The 13,734-nt window shown below is 57.7% G+C and carries 12 protein-coding genes; 5 read left to right on the top strand and 7 right to left on the bottom strand.

The window, feature by feature from the left end:
• Positions 1 to 85 precede the first annotated feature (85 nt).
• The gene (locus Pan181_RS11730) at positions 86 to 1,537 is read right to left on the bottom strand and encodes a tetratricopeptide repeat protein (RefSeq protein WP_145247012.1); all 1,452 of its coding nucleotides are present in this window, start codon (positions 1,535 to 1,537) and stop codon (positions 86 to 88) included.
• Positions 1,538 to 1,637: 100 nt separating this feature from the next.
• The gene (locus Pan181_RS11725; protein ID WP_197529186.1) at positions 1,638 to 4,607 is read right to left on the bottom strand and encodes a secretin N-terminal domain-containing protein; all 2,970 of its coding nucleotides are present in this window, start codon (positions 4,605 to 4,607) and stop codon (positions 1,638 to 1,640) included.
• Positions 4,608 to 4,990: 383 nt separating this feature from the next.
• Here Pan181_RS11725 and Pan181_RS11720 point away from each other — a divergent pair, with 383 nt between their 5' ends.
• Complete coding sequence (locus tag Pan181_RS11720) at positions 4,991 to 5,476, top strand: hypothetical protein (RefSeq protein WP_145247010.1); 486 nt, start codon at positions 4,991 to 4,993, stop codon at positions 5,474 to 5,476.
• A 104-nt stretch (positions 5,477 to 5,580) separates the two neighbouring features.
• Here Pan181_RS11720 and Pan181_RS11715 read toward each other — a convergent pair whose 3' ends face one another.
• The 4 genes from Pan181_RS11715 to Pan181_RS11700 all read right to left on the bottom strand — a co-directional run bounded on the left by Pan181_RS11715 (position 5,581) and on the right by Pan181_RS11700 (position 7,769).
• Positions 5,581 to 6,579, bottom strand: coding sequence for an isocitrate/isopropylmalate dehydrogenase family protein (locus Pan181_RS11715; RefSeq protein WP_145247009.1), 999 nt, complete (start codon positions 6,577 to 6,579; stop codon positions 5,581 to 5,583).
• A gap of 77 nt (positions 6,580 to 6,656) precedes the next feature.
• A complete protein-coding gene (locus Pan181_RS11710; RefSeq protein ID WP_145247008.1) occupies positions 6,657 to 7,064 on the bottom strand; it encodes a hypothetical protein in 408 nt (135 codons plus the stop codon).
• A 6-nt stretch (positions 7,065 to 7,070) separates the two neighbouring features.
• Positions 7,071 to 7,367 (bottom strand): hypothetical protein, encoded by a 297-nt coding sequence (locus tag Pan181_RS11705; protein WP_145247007.1) that lies wholly within the window; start codon positions 7,365 to 7,367, stop codon positions 7,071 to 7,073.
• Between the two features lie 3 nt (positions 7,368 to 7,370).
• The gene (locus Pan181_RS11700; RefSeq protein ID WP_145247006.1) at positions 7,371 to 7,769 is read right to left on the bottom strand and encodes a hypothetical protein; all 399 of its coding nucleotides are present in this window, start codon (positions 7,767 to 7,769) and stop codon (positions 7,371 to 7,373) included.
• 670 nt (positions 7,770 to 8,439) lie between these two features.
• Here Pan181_RS11700 and Pan181_RS11695 point away from each other — a divergent pair.
• A complete protein-coding gene (locus tag Pan181_RS11695) occupies positions 8,440 to 9,207 on the top strand; it encodes a hypothetical protein (protein WP_145247005.1) in 768 nt (255 codons plus the stop codon).
• A 99-nt stretch (positions 9,208 to 9,306) separates the two neighbouring features.
• Positions 9,307 to 9,552, top strand: coding sequence for a CPXCG motif-containing cysteine-rich protein (locus tag Pan181_RS11690; protein ID WP_231943818.1), 246 nt, complete (start codon positions 9,307 to 9,309; stop codon positions 9,550 to 9,552).
• Between the two features lie 50 nt (positions 9,553 to 9,602).
• Here the strand turns inward: Pan181_RS11690 and Pan181_RS11685 are convergent, their stop codons facing one another.
• On the bottom strand, positions 9,603 to 10,568 hold the full coding sequence (locus tag Pan181_RS11685) for a PEP-CTERM sorting domain-containing protein (RefSeq protein WP_145247003.1): 966 nt from the start codon (positions 10,566 to 10,568) through the stop codon (positions 9,603 to 9,605).
• A 621-nt stretch (positions 10,569 to 11,189) separates the two neighbouring features.
• Here Pan181_RS11685 and Pan181_RS11680 point away from each other — a divergent pair.
• Both Pan181_RS11680 and Pan181_RS11675 read left to right on the top strand, forming a co-directional pair.
• The gene (locus Pan181_RS11680; protein WP_145247002.1) at positions 11,190 to 12,602 is read left to right on the top strand and encodes an RtcB family protein; all 1,413 of its coding nucleotides are present in this window, start codon (positions 11,190 to 11,192) and stop codon (positions 12,600 to 12,602) included.
• A gap of 106 nt (positions 12,603 to 12,708) precedes the next feature.
• A complete protein-coding gene (locus Pan181_RS11675; protein WP_145247001.1) occupies positions 12,709 to 13,722 on the top strand; it encodes an arabinan endo-1,5-alpha-L-arabinosidase in 1,014 nt (337 codons plus the stop codon).
• The last annotated feature ends 12 nt before the right edge of the window (positions 13,723 to 13,734 follow it).

The raw sequence follows: 13,734 nt of genomic DNA, 5'->3' as shown, positions 1-13,734 counted from the left end.
GCCTGTGCTCGCCCAGCCGGTTTTGGGGGCGGCAGCAACCGAAAGGAGGCAGCTATAGTTCCCGCATTCCAAACGCGGGGAATCGCTAAGTATTTCGCATTTGGCTGAGTTTGTCCAGCCGGTCAGCCACATCTCGGTAGCTAAAATCGGCCGCGGCGATCTCGGTAAGGTGTTTTTCGGCCTTTTCGAGCTCTCCCATCCCCATCGCCAGCACCCCCGCACGGTAGCGGGCCAGCTTCAGCTGCTCGGGATTCGCGTCGCCAGCCGCCTGTACCGCGGCCTCGTAGCTCGACATCGCCAGGCGAAATTGCTCGATTTTCTGGAAGCATTCCCCGAGATGCAGCTGAGTATCGGAAAGCCGCCGGGTGTCCTCGCGGGCCACCTGGAACGACTTGATCGCCTCGCGAAACTTACCCGCCCGCTTCAATCGCATTGCGAGTTCGAATTGATAGTTCAGATTTGCCGGATTCCGCTCCGCCCGGGCGGCATACACTTCCAGCTCTACCTGGTTTGCCTGGGCGAGCATCTTCTTGGCCAGCGCCTTCGATTCGGGCGAGGGTTCGTCCGTTGCTCGGCGGTTGGCCACGTCGACCTGCTGCCGCATCCGGCGAAGCCGAGTGTCTTCCAATCGTTCGCGAGTATCGAGGTCGCCCGGCGAAACGGTCAGCGCCTTCGTGAGCACCCGCTCGGCATCCTTCAGGCGGTCGACCGAGTTATAGAGGTCGGCCAGGTCCTTGTAATGGCTCAGCTCCGCGGGATACAAGCGGATGCGGTCAAGCAGGTCCTGCTCGCGACTCTCCGGCGTCTCTTCCGGCTCGGCGGGCGTTTGTGGCTCGTCATGATGCGGTCCTGCAGGGCTGGCCTTGATGGCCGCAGTTGCGTTTTCGTCGAGCGTGGCCGATTGGCTTACACCGGGACGCAGCAGTTCTTCGTTGTAGCCACCCTTTTGGATGGTCTGCTCGACGCTCATCCGCGAAATCTTGCGTTCCAGGTCCTTATCGTTCGGCTTCAGCTCGAGCACCCGCTTCAGGCAGACGATCGCCTGCTCGAATTGCCCAACGGCCGCCAGGGCGTCGGCGGCGTCGCGATTGGCTTGTTCGTGCTTGGGATTCGCGTCGAGCGCCCACTTCAGATAGAAGAGTTGGCATTCCGACGAACCAAGCGTGTGTACCGCGTCGGCCAGTTCGATCAGTGTCGCAGGGTCGTTGGGGCCGTGGTCCAACGCTTCGCATCCCGCGGTGAATGCGGCTTCCCACTCACCCTTGGTCTTGGCTTTCACGAGTGCCGAGCGGGAGGAGCTGAGTTTGCGATTCAATCCGCCAAACAGCGAACTCTTCTTCGCCTCGCCATGCTTCTTGGCCAGGTTCGATCGCAGGTGTTGCAGGTAGACCAGATTGGTCGGATCTTCGGCAACGCACTGGGCGAACAGCGTGTGGGCGTATTCGTGGTCGCCTTTTTCCAGACTCTTCTTGCCGTGTTCGAACAGTTGTTGCAACCGTTGACGAGTAGCGGCTGTAATCACTTTGGCAGCAGACATGGCAACGCATGGGGTCGGAGCAGGGCAGGGCGTGCGGATCACTCAATTCTAGTCGATTCGCCGGCTCCTACAAAAGGTAGATCGGTCGAACCTGCTCCGACTATTCACTCGGTTGGGGGCCGCCGCCCGGTTGCGGGTGCTCGCCGCCCGGTCTTCCAGGGCCAGGATGCTGCTGCTGATCGCCCTCAGTACGCTGTTTCTCGGGCTTTCCACCAACCCAGGGATCGCCCAACGCTTCGGAGAGAGCCTTTTTCAGGGCTTCGGGCGAGATTCCGCTGTGGAGCGAGTGAACAGCGACCGTCGTTTGCGGACTTGCGGCTTCGTCCAGGCTCTGGACGATCTGCAACACGCTTTCAAACAGTTCTTCCTGCACGGAAATAATGATGATGTTCGAAATTTCATCCACCCCGATCGACAGGGCTCCCTGGAACCCCACTTTCACCGGCGTTGGCTTTTTGCCATCGTCCGAATCGCCGGTCCCTTGGCCGTACCGAATGATGGTGGTGGTTTCTCGCTGCGTGGCCGCTCCCTTTTTGTCCTCGGTCTCGAACTCCTTGTCACGAGAACTGAGCAGGTCGCGATACACATCCTTCAGCGCGGCTGCCACCACCTTGGCCTGCGAGTACTTGAGCTTGATCGCTGCGGTGCGACGGGTCTTCGAGTCCTCGTCGTCGCTTGGTCGATCATACTTTTCGATCAAAGTGCCAATTTCGCGAAGCTGATCCTCCGAGGCGTTGGCCACCAAAATTGTGTTGCTGCCAGTATCCCAATCGAGCTTCAAGCGTTTGCGTTTCGACATCTGAGGGCTCGACCTTTTTTGCTGCCCTGGGATGTACTCCCATAGAAACTGATCGAAATAGCCATCGGTTTTGTCGCCGTCGATTTCTTCTTTGTATAGGTTCTTTAGCGTTAGGTAGATGGAGTAAGCCGTGACATACTTTACTTGGAACAAGCGGAAACGCTCTTGCGGTGGGGCCACCGAATCGATCAATCGTTCGGCTTCATCCAAGGCGAGCGTGTCGTCGCTAAACAGTAGTAACCGACCATCTGGCGCCACGCGAATCACCACCGGTGGTCTTCCCGATTCTATCGGTACGGTCTCAGGCTCCGACAAGGGCTCGGAGTCATCCGTCTCCGGTGGGGTGGTCGCCGTTGTTTGCTCGTTCGCGAAGTGGAACTTGCCACTGCTACTGCGAGCCTCGCGGTCGGGCGCGGAGGTCTCTTCCACGGGAATCGCTTGTTCGGCTTCAGGCTCGGTGGTTGAGTCGTCGGCTGGAGTGTTTTGTTGGGTGGTTCCTTCGAGCGGATACCCTTCGATCCGCAGTTCGTTGTCGCTCATTTGCGGCCAGATGCGTCGCAGGCGTTGCAGCAGCGCGGCGGTGTCGTCGGCCGACATCGAATCGACGACTCGCATATGGTCCCGGCGATCGGGCTCGTCGAGGGGCTCGCCGAGTTGGATCAGAAAATCGCGAATCTGCTGCAACTGCTCAGGAGTCGCCCGCACGATCAAGCGATTATTCTCGATGTCGGCATCAATCCGCACATCGGCTGGTGGTTCTTCTTCCTCTTCGTATGGGTTGTATCCCCACGGGTCCCAATTGCGGAAGCGACTGCTATTGGATTTTTTGTCATCCTTGCTGGGAGCGAACATGGTCTGCAGTGTGCCAGCCACCGCGTCGGCCGGATGCTTTCGCAGCATAAACACCATGGTCTCCAGGCCTGCTTCGTCGAGCTGTTTGATGAGTTGCTCGATCTTGGCATGGTCGGCTTCGGTCGCGCGGGCGAACAGGATATCGGCTTTGTTATCGGCTCGCAGTTCGGTCAGCGGGCTGAGGTCACCGATTTCTTCGAGAGTTGTTTGCAGCGTCGTGGGGTTGATCGTTTCGAGCTTGTAACTTTTGGGGATGCGATGCCCAAGTTCGGCAGTGAGGTCGATATCGCCCCCGTCGGCCGGCACGTCGAGCAGTTCGATCGTGTGGCGGATGGTGCGAATTACCTCCGGCGGGGCGTTAATCAGCACGCTGTTGCGATGCGAGTTGTATGCCAGGTAAACGTCGGGGCCATCCTGCTTGAGCATCCGCGAAATGTCTTTGCCTTGACCTTGCATCTGCATCAGCATTTGCATTTTTTGCTGCCGCATGGCGAGCTCTTCCTGCGAAGGCCGGCCGGCAGGATCGAGACCGAGTACCACGTAAAGGATATCGATGATTTTTTCCGCCCGCCGATGCTTCAAGATGATTTCAACCGGGACGATTTTACCGTCGACCGCCAGGCGTTCTTCGTTCAGGATGCTGCTGACCAGGCGGGCGTGGGCGACCGTGGTAATCAGCAAGATGCGTCGCGTCGACGGCAGCGGAATGACCTTCGTGTGCTCGCCAGCGGTCTTCTTCACGTCCTCGGCCGCGGCGGCCACTTCCATTCCTATGGGAAGCTGGAAGGTGATTTTCACAAAGTCGGCCGGCTGCAGGTCGTATAGATCTTCTTCGTCGACGCGGGGAATCAAGCTCGGATCGAGTTTGTCGATCTTAAAGATGCTGAGCACCTCGCCGTTGAGGATCATCGTAAAGCCGCGGGCGTGGAGCTGGCGGTTGATCAGGTCGCGGGCTTCGGGCAGCGTGTACGACCGCTGCGTGGTGAGGTTGAGATATCCGGCCGGTAGTTCGGTCCAGTCGAGGCTCTTGCCCGACACGTTTGCCAGCCATTGCAGCACGTCGGGCCACATTTGGCCGTTGAAGCTGAACGACACTTTGCCGCTTGAGTCAGGCTTGGCCTCCAGCTCGCGGGGATCAGCCACCTTGGGTGGTTGCTCGGGACGCTTTACGTCGCCGTCCGGGGCGGCTTCGTCCGGCTTTTTCTCCCCTTCAGGCTGCGGTTGGTTCGGCACCTCTGGATTGCTGGGGGGAGCTGCTTCGCCCTCGGTGGGCTGCTCCATGTGGTGTTCGATCACCACCGGCCGGCCGGGAGCGACCTGCATGCTATTGGGAGAGGGGATCACGAATTCCTCATCGGATCCAAAAAACTGCACGTCTTCTTCGACGGGCTGCGCAGTAGCAGGCGAGATGATCGCCATCGAAGCGAGTGCGCAAGCGATCAAAATCACTTGCCAGGGCAGCGATTGCCTTCGCAGTTTAAAAGGAAAAGAGAGTGCTTTCCGCCAGTTTCCGCAAGGCACCTGAGGCTCCTGAATCATTCGACTGCCATGGACGCTCACTTCCGGTGAACACAGTATAAGCGCGGGACAACACCCCCACCATCTCCTCAGACGCATCCACCCCGCAAAAAGGTCTCGGAATCTATGAACATTTCGCAAAAAGGTTCAAATATATTGCCAGCATTGCCAGCCGAATGGCAGAAAACCGGGAACTCCTGACCAGGTGTCGGCGTCGTAGGGGAGCAAACCCTCGTGGCTTTGCTCGCCTTGTTTTCACCCTTTCCTAACTCGGAGGACGAACCATGAACCTACTGGCTTTTCTCTGTGCGGTCGCCCTGTCTATTCCCCCGGTCGACTCGGCAGTCAGCACACGTGGTACCGCAGAGGTACCGCTGGACAATGTGGTGGTGCCGATGGACGTAGTCACGGTGCCAGTAGCTACCGAATATACACTCGATGGCGGTTGGCAGCTAAGCTGGGACGACCAAGTAGGGCAGGAGCTTTCGGGAGAGGTAAAAACCTGCGAAATCCGCCTGCGACACGTCGGTAGCAAAGTGACCGGCCGCTTCAGCGGGCGGGTTGCTGGCACCATGCGAAATGCCATTCTCGAGGGAGAACTGATTCACCAATCCGGCGGGTATGTGTTTCTGTTACAGCAACACGAGCCCGACTACGTTTGCACCTATCAAATTTGCTGGACCGAGAGCCAGGGCATCACGGATAAGGTCGGAGTATGGACCGATACCAAAGGCCGCAGCGGCAATTTCTCGGTACTCAAGCTGCAATAACGAACGCTGCAACCAGATAATACTCATCCCTCTCCCCCTTGGGGGAGAGGTTGGGAGAGAGGGGAATTGAAGTCAGCAGTAACACCGACACGGATGAGCTACACTTAACCCATCGCGGCGATGATCGCCTTGGTGTAGTCTTCGGTGCCGGCCGAGCCACCGAGGTCGCCGGTAAGCGAAGTGCCTTCGGCGATGACCTGACGGATCGCGTTTTCCACGCGGTCGGCGGCTTCTTTCTCGCCGAGGAAACGCAGCATCAGCACCGCGCTTTGAACCAGGGCAGTGGGGTTCGCGAGGCCCTTGCCGGCGATGTCGGGCGCGGTGCCATGCACGGCTTCGAACACGGCCGCGTCGTCGCCTACGTTTGCGCTGGGCGTTACACCAAGACCACCGACCAGGCCGCTGGTCAGGTCGCTGAGGATGTCGCCGAACAGGTTCTCCATGACCAGCATGTCGAACTGATGCGGGTCGATGACCAACTTCATCGCGGCCGCGTCGACAATGCAGTCGTCGAATTCAATGTCGCTATAGTCAGCGGCGATTTTCTTGCATGACTCCAGGAACAACCCATCGGACAGCTTCAAAATGTTCGCCTTGTGAACGCAAGTCACCCGCTTGCGGCCTTGACGACGGGCGGTATCAAACGCGAACTTGGCAATCCGCTCCGAGGCCTTCGACGAGATGATTCGCAGGCTCTCCACCACGCCTGGCACCACGGTGTGCTCGATGCCGCTGTAGAGGCCTTCGGTGTTTTCGCGAATCACAATCAGGTCGACGTCGTCGTACCGCGACTTGATGCCAGGAATCGAGCGGGCAGGGCGGAAGTTGGCGTAGAGTTGCAGTTTCTGACGCATGGCGACGTTCACGCTACGGAAACCGACGCCACTGGCCGTGGCCGTAGGACCCTTGAGCGTGGCGTGCGCGCCGCGAATGGCGTCGAGCGTCGCCTCGGGCAGCGGGTCGCCAGTGGCTTCGAACGTGCCGAGCCCCGCGTGGGCCTCCTGCCAGTTGCATGCGACACCCGCGGCATCGACCACCCGCATGGCAGCATTCACAACTTCAGGGCCAATTCCGTCGCCGGGGATATAAACGATGTTGTACATGGGGAGGATACAGGGGTCGGGGTTCAGGGATCAGGGAATGTGGGGTTTGTTGTGTTTGGAATCTCATAGCCGGAGACTTATGTGTCTCTGGAACTAGCTGGACGTTCAAGGTCTTTCCTAGTCCAAGCTTCGTATGCAGATTTCAATGCACTGCGACCTGCTTGCTTGTACACAAAAGGGGCGGAGTCTACTGGATGATAGGAAAGTTTTTTCAGAGTGATATCGAAGTTGCGAATTGGGATTTCATAATCCTGTGCGACATCATTAATACCTTCGATCACGGCCTGAACAAACAAACCTTCTTCATGAATGGATAAGTCATCCGCGTCCCTGTAAACCATTGACTCAGCGCCAGAAAGCGCTTCAATGATGATTCTTCCAGGGAGCGACTTTGCCGATTTCAATCTAACTTCCACACCTCCAAGGAATGCCGGTTCCGTTGCTTGATTGGTGAGATAACTCGATCCGACTGCAAATCTGCTCATATATGGCTACTCCCGAGCATCCATCGGGAACCACACGGTGGTGCCGGCTACCTGTTGGGCTTCATCACTTCCTTCGACTAGTACGACTTCCTTTACGGTCATGGCCGGTGAATCGTTGGGTTCGTTTTCGATCTTCTTGTACAGTTCCTCGTCGGAGGTCACTTCCTTCAGCGCTTGCTTGGCGGCCAGCGTGGCATCGCTCGCTTCTATGAGTGACCACCTCATGAAACCGTATTTGCCTTGCTTGGCTTCGACAGTCACCAGCAAGTTGGCCGCTTCGATGGCTACTAGGTATTCGGTCATCGTTTACTCCCGGGCATCCATCGGCACGGACAGCGCGCTCGCCCCGCCGGCGGTGACGCTGACCACCAGAAAGCCATCGTCCGGAGGGCCTTCGGCGAACACCGGGGCCAGGTACTCGAACGTTTCGGGCACCGCCTGCTTGCACTGTTTCCAGCTCTCCGCCCGGGCGTAGACGGTGGTCTCGCTGTCGGTGTTGTTGGCAATCGCATCGTCCACGGCATCGTCGCCGAGCCAGGCGCGGGCGATCTGGCCGCCGATTTCGTCTTCGCAGTCCACCAGAATCACCACGGGAGTCTTCAGCCCGCGTTCGATCGCCTGGTCATAGGTTTCGAACAGCAGCGGCAAGCTCGACTCGGCAAGCTCTTGTTGTTGCTCCAGGGGGTCGCTGTCGTCGTCGGCCATAGGTTTCCTGCAGTGGGGAGGTGCGTCCATCGATTGTGTGCGTTTCGCGCAAGCGACAGAACGACGAATACCGCTATTTGAAACCATCGCGCGCAAAAAACAAGGCTCGACCCTACCCGTAGGTAAAGCCGAGCCTTGCGTTAATTGCTTTAAGGGAGACCGACCTCAACTAGCGAGGTGCGGTAGCCGCTCAAAGGCAGGTGGTGGCTGTCCTGTGGGGACAACCCGCCGGTCATCGTCAGGTTAAGCCACCTCGCTGGCTACTAGAACAACTATCGAACAAAGTACCACCTCCTTCCTATATAGAACCTGGCGCGAGCCGCAATGAATGCCAGAGACATCACGACTAGGGCCAAATTGTCCGTCGCACTGCGTTAGTGCGACCCACTACACTCACTATAATCGGCGAGCGAAATCTTTGCAGCGCGAATAAACTGCGGAATTTTGCTCTTCACGGGAAATTCACTCCCCCGCGATACCGAGCTAGACAAGCCATGGCGGCCGAGGTTCGCTGAATTTTGCCAGGCGACGGGTTTTATCGTGCTCTGCCCGCTAATCTTCGCAATTTCCGCACGACGCATCCAGCGAGAACTTGCTGCCGGAAGCCGCTGTGTGAGCTAGGCTTGCTGTGCGTATTTTAACGTTCCACGAACCGAGGGGATCGCTGTCCATGCTTCGCAAAATCGTCGTTCGTCTTTTCCTGGGTGGGGTGGCCGTGGTTGGGTTGGTATTCGTTGGGCTTTCGGTCTGCGGTTATCTGGCATTCCAGGAGCCCGGCTTCTACGCTGCGCTTGAGAACCAGTCGTACACGGATGCCGATCGCCAGGCGGCCAACGATGCGATGCGACAGAGCGACGAGGAATTCCGCCGCTGGCGCGAGTTGTCGCTCGCTCGTCAGCAGACGAAGCCGATCGGGCTGAATCAAGTGGTCAACGTGCCGAACGTTCCAGAGAAGGTAGCCTACAATCCCGAGCAGGATGTCTACTCGGTGCGGATCACGCAGCAGCAACTCAACGCCCAGCTTTCGGCCGGCAATAAGAGTGGAAACCAATCGGTCGGCGTACCACGGATTTCGATACAGCAAGATCGCATCGACCTCGGCATGCAAGTCGAAGCGTCCGACACGTCGTGCGTGATTTCGGCGTCGCTCAAGCCGATGATGACCGAAACCGGCGACTTGCGATTCGAGATTGTCTCGGCCCACATTGGGCAGTTGCCGATTCCGCTGAAGACCATCGCCAAGTACCTACCAGCAAACGCGGTGCAGAGCGATCATCAGATGACGTTGAACCTGGCCGCGGCGACTCCCTACATCGATTTGCACCTGTCGCAGACCCAACAGAAGGCCGCGCGGGTCAAATCAATCGAGTGCCAGGAAGGGCTGATCTGCTTCGAGTTTCTACCGCCGCTGGTTGAGCAACCAGGAGCGGGAAGCTAGAGTGATCCTCTAGTTGCCACATCGCCGGATCGTAAGCAAATGGCGAGGCACGTCGTCGGCACGTGAGTCGAGGGTTGTGTAACTCGCACGAGTGCTGCCGTGTGGTGTTGGCATCCCTCCACATTCACGGTCTGTTGCCTGATGTATCCCGACTCACAACCTTTAGGTCCCGACCCGTCGTACGTCTGCGATAACTGCGGCGAGGAGATCGTGATTCCGGTCGACATTACGCAGGGAGCCAGCCAGGAATACGTCGAAGATTGCCCGGTGTGCTGCTGCCCGAACGTGATTCGGGTGGAGTTCGACGAAGATGGCGAAGCGCGGTGCTGGGGGGAGCGAGAATAGAGCGATGGTTCGCCTCCTCGCGTCATCCCCCACAACGCCTGCTCGCACGATCACTTGCGGCGGTGCCACCAAACTCCCCCGGTAGCCGCCAGGGCGAGTAGGCCGAGCACTGCGGTGGAGGGTTCGGGGACTACGTAGTAGTGCAGGTTTGACTGGGGAACAAATCGATAGTTATGGCTGAAATAAACTGTGCGGTCGTACTGCTCGCTATACCTAGATTGGTACCCAAGACTATTTGTAGTTTGTATGCTTACTTCAACTTCTACCGGTAAATCGTAGCCTTTGATTGTGATCCGTTGTCTGAAGTTCGGGTGGCCCTGGTCGTAGTTGTATTCCGTTCGATGGTAGACGGAGGAGGTTTTCCCTTCGGTATCCGTATGGGAATTGCCTCCGCCCACAGCACTATGGCCGCTGATGCCAACAGGAAGAGTAGGGGTGTATAACTTTTCATCAACTATAAATGTTGATTGAATATAGGCTGCTCGCGAGTCACGGTGATCTGGATATGCCCAATCGATATTTAGCCAATCCCCCGACCTAATGGACTTGCCGTCTGCTGGCGAGACAACTGCGGGGGCAAACCTATCAAGAGTCATTGTTGGGAGAGCATCGATGGCAATGGAGAGCTCAATCGGCGTAGTTGCATATTCAAGCGTTGTGCTGTCGAAGGGGCGGACTTGGAATTGCCAGTTTCCTACGGCAAATGCTACAGCCTCTTCTAGGGAATCGAAGTCCCATCTAACGACTTCGGTCTCGAAGGAATGCAATACGTGCATATCTGAGAAGTCGTTAGATGCGGGCGGAGAGATGCTAAGTCCGTAATAAGTTGTCGTGAGTGTTTTGTTATAGAGTTCGTAGCTATATTCAAACCCCGTGGCGGTTTCTTTCTCGATGAAAGTGCCATAAAAGTAGGTGTCGTTCATCGCGGAGGAAACTTGTCCGGAAACACCCATCAGTAAGGTTGTAACTGAAGAGATCGCGGCGACACGAATGTAATTGGTAAATTTGTAAGTCATCGTTAACCCCCTTAAACCCTGTTTCTCACGCTCGTAAGAATATCTCTCTCCGCCATTCGTGGCAATCTTTGAGAATTATTCCCTAAAGTAGATCGCAGCATACTAGGGCTGTGTAAACATCGAACGATGGGCCATGTATCAAGTAAACACTCTTCGTCCGATTTTCCTCGCAAATGGCCACCCCTTCTGCTATAAATAATCGTGAGATAGTGTGCGCGCGTATATTAGTCGTCTGCTGCAGCGACGTTGGTAAAAATAGATTCCCATGTGGGAATCTATTTCTGGCATCGCTGGCAGACTTACGTCGACGGTAAGATGAAAAGTGTCGGTAAACATAGTGCGAAGCGAGTGGTGACTCGACGTAAGTCGTGGGAAAATAGATTCCCATCGAATCGTTTATTCCCAAATGGGAATCTATTCGCTCAAAGAAATTGGGGGTAAACAACCAGTAAATGGGGTGAACATCCATGTTGCGTCGCCTGTCTTGAATCGACAAGTCGCTCCGGCGACTTGTCGCTCGGCGATCCTCTGGGGTGCAACCCGATCGCCAGCTAGCCTGTTCCTGCTGCTACCAGCATTCAGCCATTTCAGATACCTAAACCATAACCCCTGTCCAGAACCATGAATCGCAAGCAACTCCAGAAACTCGGCGTGCCGCCGCGTTGCGTGAAGATCGCCACGCAAACGCTTAGTCGGGCTGCGCAGCAGGGGACCGGGTTTGGACTCAAGGGCAAGCAGGCCAAGCAACTGGTGGCTGCCGTGCTCGATAGCCCGCAGGCTTATCTGCACGATTCGGTGTGGGGCGAGTTCGCGCGGGAGCTGCTGACGAAAGACATCGAGCCACAGGCCGAGCCGATCACCTATCGAACTTGGGGCGACGAAATCGACCACTCGGCCCACGCCCAGATGCGGCAGGCGTGTCGCGTGCCCAGTGCGGTCGGCGCGGCCCTGATGCCCGACGCCCACGTCGGTTACGGGCTGCCGATCGGTGGGGTGCTGGCGTGCGAGAACGCGGTGATTCCTTACGCGGTGGGAGTCGACATTGCTTGCCGCATGAAGCTCTCGGTGCTTGACTTGCCTGCCGACTCGCTAGCGAAGCGTCGCAATCTGTTGGAAGAAGCCTTGCTCGGCGGCACGCGTTTCGGCGTGGGCATCGAGCACAAGCCTCGCCAGCAGCACGAGGTGCTCGATCGCGACTGGAAAGTGACCTACATCACGCATCAGAAGAAAGATACCGCTTGGAAGCAGCTTGGCACCAGCGGTTCGGGCAATCACTTCGTGGAGTTTGGTTTGTTGTCGCTCGCCGAACGAGACGACGAGTTGAACCTCGACCCCGGCGAGTACCTGGCCTTACTGTCGCATAGCGGAAGTCGCGGGGCGGGCGCGGCGGTGTGCAACTACTACAGTCAGATGGCTCAACGGATGATGCCGCCTGGTTGCAAGGAGCTGGGGCATCTCGGGTGGTTGTCGCTCGACACCGAAGCAGGTCAGGAGTACTGGGCGGCCATGAACTTGATGGGCGAGTACGCGGCCGCCAACCACGCGGTGATTCATCGGCTGGTGGCAAAGCTGGCCGGCGCCCAGGTGATTGCGGGCGTCGAGAATCATCACAACTTCGCCTGGAAAGAGTACCACGAGGTCCCTGGCAAGGGACGCCGCGAAGTGGTCGTGCATCGCAAGGGTGCTACGCCTGCCGCGGCCGGCGTGCTGGGGGTGATCCCCGGTTCGATGGCCGACCCGGCGTTCGTCGTGCGCGGCAAGGGGAACATCGACAGCCTAGCAAGCGCCTCGCATGGTGCGGGACGCTGCATGAGTCGCAAGCAGGCGAAGGATACGTTTCGCATCAATGCGGTGAAGAAGGATCTGGAGAAGAAGGGGATTACCGTGCTCGCAGCCGGCAGCGACGAAGTGCCCGGCGTGTACAAGGACATCCGCCGGGTGATGGCCGCCCAGCAAGATTTGGTGGAGGTAGTTGCCCAGTTCGACCCCAAAATCGTTCGTATGTGCGGCGATGGTAGCAAAGCGGAGGATTAATCCGGCAGTTTCTCACCCCGCGTAACTACCGCAGTTGGGTCCCATCCAGTGCCTGAAATGGTATAAACTAACAACAGGTTTTTCTCTCCCCGCAAGGCGTACTTCCATGAATCGTATCGTTCCCAAGGTCGTTCTTCTATTACTTGCTAGTGTGCTGTCGTGTACCGCGAGCGCTCAGCGTTTTGCTCGCGAAGGCATCCTGGCCGGCGCGGCCGATCCCACCATCGTGGCGGTCGAGAACAAGCAAGGTCAAACCGAATACTACGTGGTCGCTACCGGCCGCGGGGTGCGGCTCTACAAGAGCACCGACCTGAAGAAGTGGAAGTACCTTGGACGCGTGTTCGAGAACAACGTGCCGGAGTGGGCGCGTCGCGCGGTGCCCGGCAGCAACGGCATCTGGGCCCCCGATCTCAGTTATCACAACGGCTTGTACTACATGTACTACAGTGTTTCGACGTTCGGCAGCCAGCGTTCGGTCATCGGCCTGGCGGTGAACAAGGCGATTGATCCCGAAAGCCCCGACTATAAATGGGAAGATCGCGGGTTGGTGATTGAGTCGTCGCCGGAGACCACGAACTTCAACGCGATTGATCCCGCCTTGTTGGTCGACGAGCAAGGGCGTTGGCTGTTGTATTGGGGATCGTTCTGGACCGGGCTGAAGGTCGTGGAAGTCGATCCCGCAACCGGCAAGCCAAAGCCCGATGCCGAGATTCAACCGATCGCCGCCCGACCCAACCACCCGGCCCACGCCATTGAAGCGGCCTACGTGATCTTCCACGATGGCTACTACTACCTGTTTGTGTCGTGGGATAGTTGCTGCGATGGAGCCGACAGCACGTATCGCGTGTTGGTAGGCCGCAGTCGCGAGGCAACCGGGCCGTTTGTGGATGCCGATGGCAAGCCGATGCTCGAAGGTGGCGGCACGCTGGTCATCGAAAGCAGCGAGCGCTGGCGTGGGCCGGGGCATAACTGTGTGCTCACTACCGACGAAGGTCAATGGATGGTGCACCACACGTACGACATGCAAAACCTACGTGCACAACGCATTCTGCAGATTCGTCCAATGACTTGGACCGAGCAAGGTTGGCCGAAGGTCGGCGAGCCAGTGGCCACTCCCTAACCTCGAAGGCTT

It is taken from the genome of Aeoliella mucimassa, from assembly GCF_007748035.1.
Classification (GTDB): domain Bacteria; phylum Planctomycetota; class Planctomycetia; order Pirellulales; family Lacipirellulaceae; genus Aeoliella; species Aeoliella mucimassa.
Note: the sequence above shows the minus strand (reverse complement) of the source record. Positions and strands in the feature narration are given on the sequence as shown.